This is a genomic window from Nocardia brasiliensis (genome assembly GCF_042691675.1).
GTDB classification, from domain to species: Bacteria; Actinomycetota; Actinomycetes; order Mycobacteriales; family Mycobacteriaceae; genus Nocardia; species Nocardia brasiliensis_D.
This window is the reverse complement of record NZ_CP170507.1, coordinates 3,282,314-3,298,023: the sequence shown is the minus strand read 5'-3', so window position 1 is coordinate 3,298,023 and position 15,710 is coordinate 3,282,314. Positions and strand designations below refer to the sequence as shown.

General features: G+C 66.3%; 18 protein-coding genes. 5 read left to right on the top strand and 13 right to left on the bottom strand.

Going from position 1 to position 15,710, the window contains the following annotated elements:
• The first annotated feature begins 9 nt into the window (after positions 1 to 9).
• Entirely contained in the window at positions 10 to 714 is a 705-nt protein-coding gene (locus tag ACFK0J_RS15500) for a DoxX family protein (RefSeq protein WP_378742853.1), read from the top strand.
• A 30-nt stretch (positions 715 to 744) separates the two neighbouring features.
• Here the strand turns inward: ACFK0J_RS15500 and ACFK0J_RS15495 are convergent, their stop codons facing one another.
• The 5 genes from ACFK0J_RS15495 to ACFK0J_RS15475 form a co-directional block, all read right to left on the bottom strand.
• Positions 745 to 2,409: a hypothetical protein gene (locus ACFK0J_RS15495; RefSeq protein WP_378740752.1), complete on the bottom strand. Its 1,665-nt coding sequence runs from the start codon at positions 2,407 to 2,409 to the stop codon at positions 745 to 747.
• 186 nt (positions 2,410 to 2,595) lie between these two features.
• Entirely contained in the window at positions 2,596 to 3,399 is an 804-nt protein-coding gene (locus tag ACFK0J_RS15490; protein ID WP_378740750.1) for an aminoglycoside adenylyltransferase domain-containing protein, read from the bottom strand.
• Between the two features lie 97 nt (positions 3,400 to 3,496).
• Entirely contained in the window at positions 3,497 to 4,324 is an 828-nt protein-coding gene (locus tag ACFK0J_RS15485; RefSeq protein ID WP_378740748.1) for an endonuclease/exonuclease/phosphatase family protein, read from the bottom strand.
• 13 nt (positions 4,325 to 4,337) lie between these two features.
• Entirely contained in the window at positions 4,338 to 4,811 is a 474-nt protein-coding gene (locus ACFK0J_RS15480; protein WP_378740746.1) for a carboxymuconolactone decarboxylase family protein, read from the bottom strand.
• 91 nt (positions 4,812 to 4,902) lie between these two features.
• Entirely contained in the window at positions 4,903 to 6,132 is a 1,230-nt protein-coding gene (locus ACFK0J_RS15475) for an NAD(P)/FAD-dependent oxidoreductase (protein WP_378740744.1), read from the bottom strand.
• A gap of 104 nt (positions 6,133 to 6,236) precedes the next feature.
• Between ACFK0J_RS15475 and ACFK0J_RS15470 the strand changes: the two genes are divergently transcribed.
• The 3 genes from ACFK0J_RS15470 (at position 6,237) to ACFK0J_RS15460 (ending at position 8,465) form a co-directional block, all read left to right on the top strand.
• Positions 6,237 to 7,106, top strand: coding sequence for a LysR family transcriptional regulator (locus ACFK0J_RS15470; RefSeq protein WP_378740741.1), 870 nt, complete (start codon positions 6,237 to 6,239; stop codon positions 7,104 to 7,106).
• A 135-nt stretch (positions 7,107 to 7,241) separates the two neighbouring features.
• Complete coding sequence (locus ACFK0J_RS15465) at positions 7,242 to 7,931, top strand: glycoside hydrolase family 5 protein (RefSeq protein WP_378740739.1); 690 nt, start codon at positions 7,242 to 7,244, stop codon at positions 7,929 to 7,931.
• Positions 7,932 to 7,970: 39 nt separating this feature from the next.
• A complete protein-coding gene (locus ACFK0J_RS15460) occupies positions 7,971 to 8,465 on the top strand; it encodes a hypothetical protein (RefSeq protein WP_378740737.1) in 495 nt (164 codons plus the stop codon).
• Between the two features lie 42 nt (positions 8,466 to 8,507).
• Here the strand turns inward: ACFK0J_RS15460 and ACFK0J_RS15455 are convergent, their stop codons facing one another.
• From ACFK0J_RS15455 to ACFK0J_RS15445, 3 genes are read right to left on the bottom strand one after another with little or no spacing between them, the layout of a single operon-like run.
• A complete protein-coding gene (locus ACFK0J_RS15455) occupies positions 8,508 to 8,876 on the bottom strand; it encodes a hypothetical protein (protein ID WP_378740735.1) in 369 nt (122 codons plus the stop codon).
• An 8-nt stretch (positions 8,877 to 8,884) separates the two neighbouring features.
• Positions 8,885 to 9,127: a type II toxin-antitoxin system ParD family antitoxin gene (locus ACFK0J_RS15450; RefSeq protein ID WP_378740733.1), complete on the bottom strand. Its 243-nt coding sequence runs from the start codon at positions 9,125 to 9,127 to the stop codon at positions 8,885 to 8,887.
• Between the two features lie 43 nt (positions 9,128 to 9,170).
• Entirely contained in the window at positions 9,171 to 9,521 is a 351-nt protein-coding gene (locus ACFK0J_RS15445; protein WP_378740731.1) for a DUF6463 family protein, read from the bottom strand.
• 30 nt (positions 9,522 to 9,551) lie between these two features.
• On the opposite strand from ACFK0J_RS15445, the gene ACFK0J_RS15440 reads away from it, so the two are divergent.
• On the top strand, positions 9,552 to 10,151 hold the full coding sequence (locus tag ACFK0J_RS15440; protein WP_378740728.1) for a TetR/AcrR family transcriptional regulator: 600 nt from the start codon (positions 9,552 to 9,554) through the stop codon (positions 10,149 to 10,151).
• Between the two features lie 37 nt (positions 10,152 to 10,188).
• Here ACFK0J_RS15440 and ACFK0J_RS15435 read toward each other — a convergent pair whose 3' ends face one another.
• From ACFK0J_RS15435 to ACFK0J_RS15415, 5 genes are all read right to left on the bottom strand, one after another.
• On the bottom strand, positions 10,189 to 11,427 hold the full coding sequence (locus tag ACFK0J_RS15435; protein ID WP_378740726.1) for a VWA-like domain-containing protein: 1,239 nt from the start codon (positions 11,425 to 11,427) through the stop codon (positions 10,189 to 10,191).
• A complete protein-coding gene (locus ACFK0J_RS15430; RefSeq protein ID WP_378740724.1) occupies positions 11,424 to 12,647 on the bottom strand; it encodes an AAA family ATPase in 1,224 nt (407 codons plus the stop codon). The genes ACFK0J_RS15435 and ACFK0J_RS15430 overlap by 4 nt, the downstream gene beginning before the upstream one ends.
• A gap of 58 nt (positions 12,648 to 12,705) precedes the next feature.
• On the bottom strand, positions 12,706 to 14,094 hold the full coding sequence (locus ACFK0J_RS15425; protein WP_378740721.1) for a hypothetical protein: 1,389 nt from the start codon (positions 14,092 to 14,094) through the stop codon (positions 12,706 to 12,708).
• Between the two features lie 341 nt (positions 14,095 to 14,435).
• Complete coding sequence (locus ACFK0J_RS15420) at positions 14,436 to 14,813, bottom strand: hypothetical protein (RefSeq protein WP_378740718.1); 378 nt, start codon at positions 14,811 to 14,813, stop codon at positions 14,436 to 14,438.
• 80 nt (positions 14,814 to 14,893) lie between these two features.
• Positions 14,894 to 15,691 (bottom strand): alpha/beta hydrolase, encoded by a 798-nt coding sequence (locus tag ACFK0J_RS15415; RefSeq protein WP_378740715.1) that lies wholly within the window; start codon positions 15,689 to 15,691, stop codon positions 14,894 to 14,896.
• Between the last annotated feature and the right edge of the window lie 19 nt (positions 15,692 to 15,710).

Below are 15,710 nucleotides of genomic sequence, written 5' to 3'. Positions count from 1 at the left end.
CGCTCCGTGATGTCCCGTTCGGTCCCCTCACATTCCTTGGGTCCGCGATCGCCGCGACCGGCATCCGGACCTCTCTCGACCACGACGACAGCAGCATCCGACGCGAAGTCGGCCACCATCGCAGGTAGCGACACGTTCTGGAACCGGCTCCGTCCCATCGCCTTTTGGGCCACCACGTTGGTCATCGTCTTCGAGTTGACTGCCGGATCGGTCTGGAACCTTCTGACGATCGAATGGATCGAAATTCAGCTACGTCACCTGGGATACCCGCACTTCTTCGCCTACATCCTGGGCGCGTGTCAGGCTGCCGCGGCCGTCGTGATCATCGCGCCCGGGCTCCCGCTGATCAAGGAGTGGGCGTACGCCGGTGCCTTCGTCCTGTGGGCGGGCGCCGTGGCGTCGCATCTGTGGGTCGGTGACGGTTTCGAGTCGTGGCGAGTGCCGCTGATATTCGCGATGTGCGCCATCGCGTCGTGGATGCTGAGACCAGCCGAACGTCGGCTCCCGGACACGCGGCACCATCGGGCCGACGCTGGACAGGCTGAAGCCCGTCCGACGGAAACTCGTCCTCGCCCTTGGGAATCCCGTCTTCGAGCTTGGGCCGTTCCGATCGGGCTCCTCGTTGTGCTGTACGCCGTTTCGTTCCTTACGTTGCCAGCGGTCGAAACCGCCACCCATGAATGGGCAGTTGAGCTCGGCTGGATCGACGAGTAGTGGCGTGGAAGATCTGGTCACGTCCAGACGTCATCGGCATGTACTGGAGCTCGCCACGATCCGGTACACGGTGCCGCTGGGGGTCATCCGGACGTTGGTAATCCGAGACACCTCCCCGGAGGCCGTCGAGAACTCTCTATCCCCGATGAGGAAGCGATTGGCGGATTGGCCGATGATCCAGATCGGTTGCTGCTGGCCGTCGATGTCGAAGCATGCGGCGTACCGCGTGCCGCCCGCGACAATGGATTGCTTCCGGATGATGTCCTCGGCCGGTCGCCCCGCTTCGACCAGTGCGCTCAACATGCCGACGGTTGCGCACATGAGTAGCAGCAGAGCAAAGGCCGATCGCCACACCGGGGTGATCCGCGGCGAGAACAGCCAGTAGACCGCGATCAGCGCCCCGGACCCGAGCGCCGCCATGATGAACCCGCGTGCATTGACAACGACATCGTGCCAACCGATTTCGAACGCGAACGCCGGATAGCCGAGCGGTTGGTAGAAGAAGTAGGAAGGCAACCGCACCATCGCTCCTCCGACACCCGCCAGCAGCACCGAGGCCGCCGTCCGGCGGATGATCAGGCGGGAACCCGCACGCTGTCGTGGGCGCACCGAATCGATGACCAGGATCCAGCCCAGCAGCAGGCCGATGGTGAGGAGCGTCGCGGCGATCAGCCGCGAGTTGGACCATATCGTCTGCCCCGAAAGGAAAAGGAGGGCCCCCGCCCCGGCCATCGCGATCATGCGGAGCACGAGAGTGCCTGTCTTCCAGCACATTCGGATCGCGTTATGGCGCGCTGCGCCGATCAAGCGCGCGACATCGGTTCGGTTGGCATTCGCCCATCGCTCGGCTTGCCAACGCGAATAACCTTGCGGCAATGCCGAATCCGCTCGATGCACGGCCACCCGGGTGAACAAGTTCAGCGCACCGAGGATAAGTAGCAGGACAGCCGAAACGCCGATAAGCCCCAACGCGGGCTCAGCACCCGTCGGACGGTCGGGGAACCGGGCAGCGACGACCGCCGCGGCAGCAACTCCGAGACCCCCACTGGCGACGAGTAGCGCGATTCGAGTCGAGACATAGTGCGCCGATTCGTCGGCAATGAGTCGGATAACCAACTGTCGGAACCATTGTGGTGTTGTTCGGCTATATAACCGAGCAGTAGCTTTCGCAACCTGTTCGAGACATCCGTACAAGAACTCCGGCACACGTGTCAGCCGTTCACGAAAAAGGCTCAAAGTTCCTGCGGTATCCGCCGGGCCGGATTCAGCCTGTTGCTCCCGAACCGAGCGAGCATTAGGCGTAATCGAGATCTCAGCAAGGGCATCGACCCGCCGACCGTCGTGCTCGAGCGGCGCCGGTCTGTGGGTGAAGCGTAGCCCGGCATAACGGATGCGCTCTAGCGAGGCCCTGTCGATGGCGGCCCGTGAATGCGTATCGACAATGTGGGTGTGGACGTGGCGCACCACTTCCTCAATCGTGCTGCTGGACAACGAACCTCGAATGTCACGCACATAGGTGTCGGTCTCCGTGTGGGACAGGGCGGACCAGCCACTCTCGACGAGCGCGTCATGGGCGCGCTGCCGGTCGTCGGCGGAACCGGAAATGTCGATTCGGCATCGAACCCGCGCCAGGCAGACCCCGATCAGATATTGACCGCGATATGACGCGAAATTCCGTATCGCATTGATGCCCAACACTTGCCCCTGTTGCTCGCTCCAGTCGACGAGTTAACAGCAGGATACCGCTACCCCATTGCACATCCAGTGATGGTTCTGTGCCCAACGCACAACGGTCGCAATACGATCCCATGCACGCCGCAATTCGCCGTCATCGATTGAGTGCGGACCGATAACGGTCAAACTCGAACCAAACGAATCGGATCAGTGATCGGGGTTCGTTTCGGCGGCTGCTTCGACACGTTCGCGGACCCACGTCATGAAGGACCGCACGTCGGCGGTCGGCAGGGCGAGCGCTGCCGAACGGGGGCGCTCGAAGCTGCGGAGTGCGCTATCGATGAGCGGCTGAAAAGCCGCTTCGGACGTCGCGATCAGTTGTGCGGCACGGCGTTTGGCCAGCCACCTACCCGTGCGGCAGTACGCCACCGAGCGGCAACCGTTGAGCACCTGGTTGTCGGCCAGGTGGCCTGCCCCGTCGGTGTGCTCACGCACCGACGTCAGAATCGCGGCGAGCAGGTCGCGCCGCGTCGGCGGCGAGATCACCTGCCGCACTGGCGCGCCGTACAGCAAGCGCCCGGTCTGATGAGCGATGGAGCGATCGATGACATACCAAAAGGCTTGTGACTGCGTCGGATCGAAGCTCGCGCGGTTCGACAGCAGCGGGCCGGTATTGAGATCCAGCAGATACCCGGCCTGGTCGGACGGGCGGGCCACGAAGTCCGCGTCGTAGACCACCAGTTCCAGCCCGGCCGCCGGACAGGGTAGGGCGGGATGGGCAAGCGACCCAGCCAACTCGCGCACGACCTGCGCGGGAACAGCCGGATCGACGACGACCGTCACGTCGACATCGCTGCGCCCATGCCGATAGTCCCCGAGGGCGATGGACCCGACCGCGAACACACTGACCAGATGAGAACCGCACCTGGTGCATGCGCGCTGCACGAGGTCTTCCAAGTAAGGACGCAACTCGGCGGGCAGGGATCGCGGATCCACGAGGAGACAGGTCATGCGGCCAGTATCACGCCTTCGCCACTGCCCAGCGGCGGTGCACCGCGGTCCAGATGGCCGAAGCCGGAACACGGGTATCGGCTCGCGTTACTCCTGATCATTCGTCCTTGCCGATCTCGACGTCGACGACGACGCCGTAGTGATCACTCGGCCAGACTCCATCGGTGGGCTGGTCGAAGGCGAGTTTCGCGGCGCGAATCTCGCAGCGCGCCTTCGGATGTGCGTGCCAGGAGCCGGTGAAGACGTAGTCCAGCCGACGTCGGTGCCCCGGCTGACGCACGATTTGATCGAACAAGGCCGCGGCAGCGGCGTTGTCGACGCTCCAGGTGTGACCGGGTCCGTCACCAGCGACCTCCCACGCATCGTGGTAGTGCACGCTTCGTCCGGAAAACGATTGACGGCCAGTGAGATAGCGGATACTGGCCGCGTCGGGACCGGCGTTGAAATCCCCCGCGATGATCGTGGGCAGGTCGGTGCGGTGCCGGGCGTCGAGATCGCTGAGCGCCAGGGCCTGTTGCTCGCGCACGGCTTCGGCATCCAAACGCCAAGCGGCAGTGGTGGAAACGAACAGCACGTCGCCTTCGCCGGGCAACGGCACCTTGACCGCCACCGTGCACCAGGGGACATCCCCGGCCCCCGCGAGGCGCAGATCGAGAACTTCCACGACCTGGTGCGGCCAGCGGCTGGCCACCGCGTTGCCGCCGTACCGGTCGGCGAACGGCGGCGTGTAGGCCATCGCGTCGGCCTGATGGGTGCCGTGCAGCTCAGTTCCGTCCAACAGCGCGTCGAGCTGTTCATTGTCGACGACTTCCTGCAGCGCAACGAGATCGGGCGCCAGACGACGCAACTCCCGGTTGAGCAGGCCGAGTCGGCGACGGTCGCCCTCGTTGTTCTGGACGTTGATCGTGACGATCCGCAGACGCATGTGGCTACCCTTCCTATCCGAACTGGCCGGGCTGGTACTCGCCGCCGAGCTGCCTGGTGATGACGTTGACCCGGTTGAAAGCGTTGATATTGGCGATGAGCAACACCAGAGCGGCGAGCTGATCCTCGTCGTAATGCTTGACGGCATTCGTCCAGACCTCGTCCGAAACCCCTGCGGCAGCGTCGGCAATGCGGGTGCCTTCCTCCACCAATTCCAACGCCGCGCGCTCAGCTTCGGTGAATACCGTGGCTTCACGCCACGCCGCGACCAGGTGCAGGCGCACCGCGGTTTCCCCGGCGTGTGCGGCCTCTTTGGTGTGAATGTCGACGCAGAGGCCACACCCGTTGATCTGGCTGGCGCGCAGCCGCACCAGCTCCTGAGTCGCTACGGGCAGCGTCGAGTCCGCGAGCGCCTTGCCCATCGACACGAGGTGCTTCAGGGACTTGGCTCCGACGGGGTTGGCGAAGAGGTTCAACCGGGCTTCCATGATGCGCTCCTTGCTTTTTGGTGGATATACGTGTCCGACGAGACAGCCCGTGCGGATGTGAGGACCTGCTCGGATTCGGTGCTACCGGCGGTCAGCCGACGATCGTGGCCAGGTCGACCGCGGGATCGGTGAGGCGGTCGACATCGGTGTAGGGATGGTCGCGAATGATCCGGTGCAACTGCTCGAATTCGCCGCTACGACCGACGCACGCCGCCGCCACGAGGCGGTCGTCCTTCCAGAACAGGGCGGAGAAGTCGAGGTCCTCCGGTTCACCGCGGACCGAGCAGCCGCGTTCGCCATAGACGTCGGCGGCATCGGGCCAGCCGCAGATCTCCAAGCGCGTGCCGAACTGCTCGGACGTCGCCGACGGGACGGGCGCATAGGAAGTCCTGTTGCCCAGCATGTTTCGCGCCGCGGCGGCCGCCTGCGCCAGGGCATTGCTGTAGTGCTCGATCCGGTACAGCCCGCCGAGCAGCGGGTGGGTCCGGACAGTGACGTCACCGGCCGCGAAAACTCCCGGCGCTGACGTACGGCACCATTCGTCGACGACAATGCCACCGCTGACCGTCAGCCCGGCACGCTCGGCCAGCCCGGTTTCGGAAACCATCCCGAGCGCCGCGACCGCGATGTCCGCCGACCAGTTGGTGCGCCCGTCCGCCGCGACCGCGACGACACCGTCCGCCGTCTCGGTCACCCGGTCCAACCGCATACCCAGCTCGAGCCGCACACCCTTGCCGCGGTGCAGCGCGGCGAAGAGACCACCGAGCCACGGCGGCGCCACGCGGCTCAGCGGCGCTCCGGCCGCCTCCAGGACGTTGACCTCGCAACCGAGCGAGCGGGCCGTGGCCGCCGTCTCCAAACCGATCAGTCCCGCGCCGATGACCAGCAGGGCGGACTTCTTCGTCAGTTCGTCGCGCAGTGCGAGCGCATCGGACAGCGTCCGCAACGTGCGTGCCCCGTCCATCCCCGCGACCTGCCGGGCCCGCCCGCCGGTGGCCAACAGGAGCTGGCTGTAGCGCAAGTGCGACCCGTGGTCCAGAGTCAGCGTCCGTGCGGCGGGATCCAGCTCCCGCACACTGATTCCGGTCCGCAGGTCGATGTCGCTGTCGGCCCAGCTCCGCGGTGGCGCCACAGCAATGTGCTCCGGTTCCGCATACCCGGCCAGCAGGCCCTTGGACAGTGGTGGCCGCCAATACGGTTGATGCGGCTCGTCGCCGAGCACGACGAGCGAGCCCGCGTAGCCTTCGGCGCGCAGCGTCCGCGCCGCGGTGGCACCGGCCAGACCAGCTCCGACAATGACGATGGGATCCGTGGAGTTCATAGCTCGAACGCTAAGCCTGGACGGCTCATGCCTGCCAAGACCAGTTCTGCCATAAACTCATGCACCGAGAGGCATCAGCGAGGTCAGCGTTCGGAGGAACCGGGATGGATCTACTGCAACTGCGCTATTTCCAGGCAGTCGCCCGGCGCGAGCACATCAGTCAGGCAGCTGAGGAATTGCGGGTGGCGCAGCCATCGGTGAGCCGGACGATCGCGCGGTTGGAGAAGGAGCTCGGCGTCCCGCTGTTCGACCGCGTGGGTAGGCAGGTGCGGCTCAATGCGTTCGGCGTGACATTCCTGCGCCGAGTAGATCGTGCGCTGGCCGAACTCGACGACGCGCGTACTGAATTGGCCGATGCGGCCGGGCTCGAGCACGGCCGCGTCACGGTCGCCGCCGAGACGCTGTTGACGATCACCGGATTGCTCGCCCGGTTCCGCGTCGAGCATCCGGGTGTCGATGTCCGGCTGTTCCAGTCGAATGCCGAAACGATGCTGCGACAGCTCGCGGATCGCGAGGTCGATCTGTGCTTCGCTTCGCAACCGCTGGCGGGCCCGGCGCTGCGGTCCGTCGAATTGTGGCGCGAGGACGTGCTTTTGGCCGTCCCGCTCGCCCACCCGTTGGCGGCGCGCGACCGAATCACGGTCGCGGAGTTGGCCGACGAGCACTTCGTAACCTGCCGCCCCGGCTACTGGCCACGGACGCTGCTCGATCGGTTGTTCGCCGAGGCCGGATTGCGTCCGCTGATCTCCTGTGAGGGTGACGAGCCGGGCGCGACCGGCGATCTGATCAGTGCCGGGCTCGGAATCGGGTTCGTCCCAGCGGGTTCGCGACAGGCGGCGCCGCGCTACCCGGTGGCCTGGTTGGGGGTGGACGACCCTGGGTGCGAGCGCGTGCTGAGTCTGGTGTGGCGGACGGACACCTATCTGTCGGCGGCGGCCCGAAAACTGCGCGACCGTGCGCCCGTATTCAGCTAGGTCCTACCCACGCGACCCTTCCGGCATCGTGGCCGCCATCGACGGCTCCGACAGCTTCATGACCGGCGGCTCCGCCGAGTCGGGCACCGAATCCACCTGTCGCTCAGAAGAAAATGCGCATACGGGCAGCGGTCCTTGCCATCGGCCTCGCCACAGCGGCTCGAAGCCTTCGAGCAAGCCATCGCGGATGGGCTCGGCTTCCTGCGAACTCTCGCGACGCGCTACGCCGACGATCCGGCAGTCGCGGCCTATGACCCGATCAACGAGCCGTACCACGATCCGCGCGACCCGAACGGCTTGCTATCGGGCTATACGAAGATCATCGACGCCATCCGCGCCGAGGACCCGGATACCAGCATCATGCTCGAACCGTCCTATGGTGACGCGAAGGTGCCCGCCTCGGCGTTCGCCGCATTGACCCCGGGTAGCAAGGAGAACCTGATCTGGTCCATCCGCGACTACTACCCCGGCGGCGTCGGCGCCGGATACAACCCCAACGGCAGTGCGACCACGCCGAACGCCTCCTCCGACGAGGCCGATTTCCCCGGCTACAACCCGGCGAACAAACCCGACCTTGCCACCCACCTCCAAGTGCAACTCGACCTGACCCGAGAAGTCGGCTTGCCACTATGGATCGGCGAATTCGGCATCGCCGCAAACAAACCCGGCCACGACCAGTTCATCAAGGACTACGTCGCACTGTTCAAGTCGAAGGGCCTCGGCTACAGCTGGTGGGAATACAAGGACAACGGTTCCTTCAGCATGATCGATCCGACCAACAACGACCGCTGGCTCCCCTGGGTGGACCTCTTGTTGCCCCGCTAGGTCGGGGCGTTTGCCGGACACTGGATTAGGATGGCAAGCGTGAATGACGCTGCCTTGCTTCCTATTTCGCGACTGAGCGGGGCGCGATCATTGATTTGCTGGCTAACGCTCGCCGGTGTCCTGGCGATAAAATTCTCGTCGTTGACCTTTTGGAAATCGCTGGCCGCATACAATGTCGCGGTGGCCGCGGTGATTGCCGGTTCGATCACCATCGTGACATTGTCGATATTGCTTGCCCGTCGTTCCCGGACCGCGCGTGTAAGGTCGACCTTCGTCGCGATCCTCGCAATATTGTCCTGCGCACTGCAATTCGCAATGCTCTACTTCGCACATATGGGCCACACCGACCTTGTGTTCGAGGGTCATATCCTCGTAATTCCGGAGCACGCGCGCTGGCGCCTGGGGTACTTCAATGTTCCGCTCGGCTTGACCTACTTGGCGGATATCCTGGTGCTGGTGTTGTGCTGGGCAATATCGGCGGCGTCCACCTCTGCACTCAAAAGGACTGCCGCCCAACGCCGGATCAACTACTGAGTCGGTGAATCTGCCAACTGGCCCGAGGGCTGCGCGGCCCGGTCAGGGGATGATGTCGAGCTCTACGGTGCCGTCCAAGGAGCGGATCCAGGGTGCGTCGCTGGTCAGGATCGGATAGGTGGTGTGGCGGGCGCACCACAGCACATGGCCGGTATCGACTCGCCCCTGTGCGGTGAGCAGGCCGATTCCGACCGCTTCCGCGGCGGGTAGCTCACTGATGGTGACGACGCTCAGGTTCAGCAGGACTGCCAAGTCGTCACGATGTTGCACCGACAGGACCGAGGACGCTGCGACGAGCGCGGCGGCGGGCACGACAATGCTGTAACCCTCCCGGGCGGCGACATGCAGGGTCGCGCGAACGTAGATGCTGCCCCGGTTGGCCACATCGATGATCGCGCTCGTGTCGAGCACCCTGCCGGTCACCGCTTCTGGTCAGCGCTGAACGACTTCTCCGCCGCCGCGACGGCGTCGGCCCAACCCTCGGGTTCAGGACCGTAGTGGTTGGCCAGCACTTCCAGGTCGTGGTCTCGGGCGGCTGCTCGGCGCAGGGTGTCCGCGATGAACGCTGATCGGGTTGCGGCGTTGCCCGATTCCACCTTGCTCTGGATGTAAGCAGCCAGTTCGGTCGGCAGGCTGATGGTGAACTTCTCCACGCCAGTCATACCAGAATGATAGCGCGGTATTACCGACGACGGGCACTCACAGTTATGCCGCCGGGACCGCGGCGACGCGGCGGTGGCGCATCCATCCACGGACGCCGAGGGCCAGAGGCACCAGGACGGTGAGGAACCCGGACACAGGCTCGAATACGAGACCGAACACAGTGAGCACGGCGATTGCGGCGAGGATCGGCGCCGGCACATAGCCGCGGGTTCGCTCCACATCGATCACGGCGATCCCGAAGCAGACGGCGGCAACGCCGAACGCGGTGAACCAGAACGAGAGCTCGGCCTGCTCGACACCGGCAATCCAGATGACAACGCCGAGCACGGTATGAGCCGATCCGATGAAGGTGAGCAGGGCGCCGGTGAGCGGTAACCTAGTTTTTGAATCCACATTCCGAAACCTTGCCCTAAGCTGTCCCGCGTGGCAAGACCGCGGCGATTCACCGATGATCAGGTCCTCGACGCGGCGCGCGATGTGCTCGCCGATCCGGCGACGACCCGCCCGAGCATCGCCGCGATCAGCGCCGCCTCCGGTATCCACGCCGGGTCGATCTACGTGCGCTTCGCCTCCCGCGAAGAGCTGCTCGCCCGGCTGTGGCTGCGCTCGATCCGGCGCTTCCACATCGGGTTCATCGCCGCTCTCGCGGGGCCCGAGCCGCTGCTCACGGCGGCGATGTACCTGACGCGGTACTGCCGTGAGCACCCCACCGAAGCCCGTGCGATGAAGATGTTCCGGCGCGACGAACTGCTGGACGTCGGACCCGAGGAACTGCGTGCCGATATCGCCACGGTCAACGACCGAATGAACGACACGCTGCGCGCCGCCGTCGTCGCGGAGTTCGGCGACGCCGACGAGCACCGCATGGCGATCGCGGTGGCCGCCGTCAAGGCCATTCCCTACGGGCTCGTCCGCGAGTACATCGCCGCCGCGGAACCCATTCCGGACTGGGTCGACGACGTCACCGCCACCGCGACAGCCGCCGTCGTCCACAAGTTGCGACCGACGCACACCGGCCGTTGAATCCGCCAATGTCGTTGCCACACTGTGCGATACGCTGCTAACCGATATCGACCACGCGGGCCCATGCTGGCGGCGCGTCCGGCACGTAATCGGGATCGTGTTCGCTCCACGAATCGACGTGCTGCCGACGGAACAGGCCGACCACGGTCCGGCACGGTGGCCGTCGGGCCGGCCAGGGTGTCTGGCCGTCGGTCAGGACCACCAGGACATCGGGGTGAGGGTGCGCGCGCAGCGCCTTGGCGACGCCCGTGCGCAGATCCGTGCCCCCGCCGCCCACCAGCGGTATTCGCTCGGCCCGACACAGCGGGTGCACGATCCTTGCCGCCGCATCACACGGCAGCACGGTGACCAGGTCGCGGCGGCCGCCGACGGCACGGGCGATGGCGGCCACTTCGAGAAGCGCGCTGCCCAATTCGATATCACTGACCGATCCTGACGTATCGATGACCACCGAGACTCGCGGCGGCGTTCGCCGCAGGCTCGGCAGCACGACGCCGGGCACCCCCGCCGAGCGCCGGGACGGTCGGCCATAGGTGTAGTCGTCGCAGCCACCGCCGCCGCTGGCTGCCGAGCGGATGGCCGCTCCCAGCAGGTCGCGCCACGGCTGTGGCGGGTGCAACGCCTCCTCAGCCCAACGCTGCCACCCGTCGGGCGCGTTCCCCGGCCGACCGATAATGCCTTGCGCTACCCGAAACCGGACCGCGTCTCGTTCCTGCTCGCTGAGCCCGTCCGCACCGTCCGGTCCCAGATCCCACTCGCGTTCCAGCCCGTCGGCGCCGCTGCCGCAGTCGAGCCAAGCTATGCCGTCGGTACGTGGCCCGAGCCGGAACTCACGCAAATAGTCCTCCATGAGCTGGCCCCGGGGTAACCCCAACGTCGCAGGCACGACAGCCCTGTCGGGCTGGATCAGCCCGTGGCCGAACGCGTCGTCATTGATTTCGCAGTCCGCCGCGATGTTCATCCGCAGTCGTTCGGCGGGGCCGGTCAGTTCGTGTTGCCGGGCGAATCGGTCACTGCGACCGTGATGGTCGCGCAGCAGGTGCGACACCTCGTGCACCCACACCGCGGCCAGTTCCTCCACCGGAGTCCGGTCCACGAACGCCGGCGAAACGTAGCACCGCCAGTACCGGTCGACGCCCATCGTCGGCACTCGGCGCGACTCGACAACGCACAGTGCGTATAGCGCGGTCGCCAGATAGGGCCGGGCCCTCACAGCGTTCAATCGAGCGGCGAAGAGCTTGTCGCGGTCCAGCGTCCCAACAGCTTTCGCGCTCATCGCCCTGCCTTCGCGGCGACACGGGCTGCGGCCTGATCCGCTTCCTGGGACATCGATACCACTCCGGCAAGCTCCTCGATCGCCGCCGGAACATCCCAGTCGTCCTGGCGCAGCGCGGCGAGAGTCGTTGCGGGAACGACGATCAGGTCCGGGGCTCCGGTTTCCAGAGCCTTGACCAGCAGCGTCCACGCCGCGTCCCATCGAGACTTCTCCGGGCGCTTACGAACTGCCGCCACGACACCGTCGAGCACGGCCTGGCGCAGATCCCCTCGCTCGGGCAAGACGGCGCCCGCCGGATCAGCCAACAGCGCTTCCGGGTCCGGGAGGTCCATCCGATCCAAGCTGGCCAGCAGTTCGAAGCCCGGCCCATCGCCAACGGTGCCCCGGACCAGCAGCGAAAGCACATCCCGAGACGAGCCGGCCGCGGTGGCGAAGGCGATCAGCCACAGCGTCATCTCCCAACTGCGCGGCGACGGCCAAGGACCGCCCCGGCGCGTTTCACTGGTGGGGAGTTGATGCACCAGCGCGGGGCGGGCCGCGAGGAGCACACACACCGCGCGCCGGGCGAAGGCCACCGCCTCGGTCAACTTCTCCGGAGCCAGCCGCGGCAGCGTCGCGTGTGGCCAGGTCCCGCCGAGGCCGCGAACCACGACATCGTGGTCGTGGGTCCACTGCAGGTGCACGAACCGATTGGCCAGCGGCGGGCTCAGCTCCCAGCCATCGGCCGCCGACGATCGCGGGTTGGCCGCAGCCACGATTCGGACACCGGGCGGCAGTCGGAGGTTGCCGATCCGCCGCTCCAGCACCAGACGGAGCAGGGCGGCCTGCACCGCGGGCGGCGCAGTGGATAGTTCGTCCAAGAACAGCAGACCGCGGCCGGCCCGGACGAGTCGGACGGCCCAGTCCGGCGGAGCCATCGGGACTCCGTGTTCCGCGGGATCGTCGCCGATGATGGGCAGGCCCGAAAAGTCCGACGGCTCATGGACACTCGCTATCACTGTGGTCAGTGGCAGGTCGAGGTCGGCGGCGAGTTGAGTCAGGGCCGCGGTCTTCCCGATCCCCGGCTCACCCCATAGGAGGACCGGCAGGTCGGCGGCGACGGCCAGCGCCAGGGCCGCCAGTTGGGTGTCGGGGCGTGGTTCGGTGGTTACGTCGCGCAGCAGGGTCAGCAACTCGGCTGCGACGTCGAGTTGGGCGGGCGGGCGGGTAGCAGCAAACATGTGTGATCACCTTGTGAGTCAGCAGATTTGAGTGGGATGCGGGACGAAAGTCGCCGGATCAGTAAGAGGCCGCGTTACGCGGGTGCGCGCGGTGGTTGCGGTGACGGCGACGACCCGGTGGCATGCGGTCGAATTCGGGTTCGGTCAGGCCTGCCCTGAAAAGGCCGTAGATGATTCGCCGCCGGGCGGACGCCTCGAGTTCGTCGCGCAGAGCGCCGTCACGCAGCGACGCGTCCGAGCCGAGCAGTCCCCCGACGACAGCCAGCGCGCCCGCGGTGTCGCCATGGTCCAGACGTTCGCGGACGCCGACGAGACAGTCCGGATGACGGTGCGCCTCATCGATGGCCCGCAGACAAGGCAGCGGAGTGCCGGTCAGTGCTACCAGCAATTCCTCCCGCCGGATCTCGGCCTGGTCGTGGTCCAATGCGATCAGGACCCCGTTGGCCAGTCCGATTCGATGCAGTTCTCCCCGGCATTCCACGATGCGCGGTTGCCCGGCCCGGTCAGGGACCCGGGGCGCATCGGCGGGCGAATGATTGGGAACCAAGGCCGAGGCGACCAGCGGATGCAGCCGGTCGGCCGTTATCGCACCGGTGCGGATGAGTTCCAGATCTGGCAGTACCCAAGTCGCCGCGTCGGGTAGGACCGGCAGCGCGGAGACATCACCAACCGGGTAATCCGACGCGATCCGCACTATGGGTGGTCCGACACCGCCGTCCACTTCCAGAACCAAACGTTGTTTGGCCCCGAATCGCACGACGAAAGTACTGGTACGTCGTCCCTCGGCTCGGCGGAGAATCTCCGCTTCGTCCGCCCATCGGTCGACGGCGCAGCGGCGGAGCTGCGGCACCGTCGCGAGCAGTTCGGGGTCCAGCGTCGGGTGGTTATCGGCGGACCGCTCGGCTCCGGACCGTATCCGCAGCTCATCGGCCCTGCGCACGTCCCACAGGTGGCGGTGCAGATCCAAGCGGAATCGCCGATTGGGACGAGGATGCGGATGCGGGCTGATACCGGCGGATCCGTCCCACAGTGCGAGGCTGATCCGCTGGCCCGCATCGGCCCAAGTCGGCGCGGTCCGGACCACGAGGTGCATGGGATGTGCGCTGTATTGGTCCGGTGCCGTGTCGTACCGCGCCAGGGCGATGGTCAGACCTGGTCGCAACAGTCCGTCCGGAGCGACCCTAGGCAGATGCCAGCGCAACAGATCAGGGGCCAGATGGCGGAGGTCGGCCCGGATTCGGGCCGCGAGTTCGTGCCCGTGGCGGCGCGCCACGGACCGCATATTGAAATCGATATCGAAGCCGGCCGCGGCGCACGCGCCCGCCCAGTCCCCCGCGCGACGGCGGGTGGTGGCAGTTTCGATCATGGAGGGCGGCACGGCGAATTCACGCACACGCAGCCAGAAGGACGGGCGGGAGTAGTCCCCATTCGTGATGTCAGTGCGCATCAGCACTCACCTTGCACGAATGGAACCCCCAATCTTTGAACAGAATGAGTCGTCATCGGGTTGATCATATCGTCCCGCGGCCACACCGGCCAGCGGAGGGATCCTCGCGGCAGCGGGGGTCGAAACGCCCAACCGCTCCCACCGTCCGAACGGACGGCCCCAGAGATGTTGGCGCAGTTAGTGATTGGGTCGGCATCCGAAGGCACCTCGCAGTGACCCCAGGTGCGGCGAGATCGACTCGACCAGGTGGCTCCGGAGCCGCCAGCCGCAGCGCGCGAAGACTCTGGGAGATCAAGAAACCTAGCTTCGCCGAGCTCTCAGGCGGGGACGCGCCAGAAGACTTACCAAGGGCCGATGAAGAATTCGAGCACGGCCAACGTGACCGCGGCGAGGAGTGCCACCGCCGCCGCGACGACAAGAACGCGGCCCCGAACGCGACCGGTATCGTGCCCCGCGGACCGAGCCACGACGAAACCACCTGCGGCCCCGAGGATTGCCACCACCGGGGCACCCCCGAGCACGAGATAGAACAGACTGCCCAACGCAGCCGAGCCCGCTCCCCCGAACCCACGGGCGTAGCCCGCCAGCGGCACCGGAAACCGGTACACCACCGCAACGATCGCCGCAGCCAACGGCACCAGCACCACAGCGCCGACCGCACCCCCGATCGCCGCCTTCGAGGCAACCGCGTTTTCGCCGGTCGAGGAAGTATCAGGCACACATGAAGCTTATGAGCACCACCGGTCTCCGACACCGAAGAACCCCTCATGTCGGCAAGCTTCACCGCGCGGAGTGTCGCCTAGCGTGTGGCCATGAGGTGGCCTCGGAACCACGTGGTCAGGGCGGCGTCCACCTCGCGGGCGGGTGGCAGTTGGGGCGCGGGCTCGATGCCGGGTTCGTCGGCGAGTGGGTGTGCCAAGCCGGGGATCGACTGTAGTTCGGCGCCTTCCCCTACGGTCTTGACGAGGTCGAAGGCGTCGGCTCGTAGCGCAGGGTGATCCAGTTCGCCGCTGATGACCAGCAGCGGCGCGCGACCGGCGATGATGCCCGCCTTGGCGACGAAATCCAGGCTTTCGACGGCCTTTTCGGACTCGGCGTCATATGGGTAGTCGCCTGGGAAAAGGTCCACGACGGAGCGCATTCGAATGGCGCCGTTCACGATGGCGGCGGCGAAGACCGGAATCTCGGTGTCGGCAAGGATTCGCAGCGCGACGGCGCCGCCCAGCGACCCGCCCAGTATGCCGATCGGGCCGTCATCGACCGGCAGCTGTGCGCGGATCGACGCCAGTGCTGCTGGGAATTCTTCGGTCGCCTGTCGGACGAACGCATACAGAAACGACATCAGGACGTCTTCGCGCATCAATTCCAGCCCGGCGTCCATGCTGCCGTCGACCATGCGCGCCCCGCACATCGGCATGCCGAGGTGCACCCGCCACGCGGGCACGTCGTTCATCGGCAAGGCGGCAGCGAATGCCGCGTCCGACCGCGGCGCGTCCAGCATGTGCCAGGTGACGATCAGCGGCGCGGGGCCGTCGTGGGCCGGTGGCAGCGCGGTGAACGGCACGCCGGCGGCCGTGCCCGTGAGCGGTGAGTGCATGCGGGCCACGCTAGCTCTA

Excerpts from the sequence above, each read along its gene's own strand:
- ACFK0J_RS15425 (WP_378740721.1), bottom strand. The coding sequence starts at position 14,094 with ATGCGCACTGACATCACGAATGGGGACTACTCCCGCCCGTCCTTCTGG.
- ACFK0J_RS15450 (WP_378740733.1), bottom strand. The coding sequence starts at position 9,127 with ATGACTGGCGTGGAGAAGTTCACCATCAGCCTGCCGACCGAACTGGCT.
- ACFK0J_RS15475 (WP_378740744.1), bottom strand. The coding sequence starts at position 6,132 with ATGAACTCCACGGATCCCATCGTCATTGTCGGAGCTGGTCTGGCCGGT.
- ACFK0J_RS15415 (WP_378740715.1), bottom strand. The coding sequence starts at position 15,691 with ATGCACTCACCGCTCACGGGCACGGCCGCCGGCGTGCCGTTCACCGCG.
- ACFK0J_RS15470 (WP_378740741.1), top strand. The coding sequence starts at position 6,237 with ATGGATCTACTGCAACTGCGCTATTTCCAGGCAGTCGCCCGGCGCGAG.
- ACFK0J_RS15480 (WP_378740746.1), bottom strand. The coding sequence starts at position 4,811 with ATGGAAGCCCGGTTGAACCTCTTCGCCAACCCCGTCGGAGCCAAGTCC.
- ACFK0J_RS15485 (WP_378740748.1), bottom strand. The coding sequence starts at position 4,324 with ATGCGTCTGCGGATCGTCACGATCAACGTCCAGAACAACGAGGGCGAC.
- ACFK0J_RS15430 (WP_378740724.1), bottom strand. The coding sequence starts at position 12,647 with ATGTTTGCTGCTACCCGCCCGCCCGCCCAACTCGACGTCGCAGCCGAG.
- ACFK0J_RS15490 (WP_378740750.1), bottom strand. The coding sequence starts at position 3,399 with ATGACCTGTCTCCTCGTGGATCCGCGATCCCTGCCCGCCGAGTTGCGT.
- ACFK0J_RS15435 (WP_378740726.1), bottom strand. The coding sequence starts at position 11,427 with ATGAGCGCGAAAGCTGTTGGGACGCTGGACCGCGACAAGCTCTTCGCC.
- ACFK0J_RS15500 (WP_378742853.1), top strand. The coding sequence starts at position 10 with ATGTCCCGTTCGGTCCCCTCACATTCCTTGGGTCCGCGATCGCCGCGA.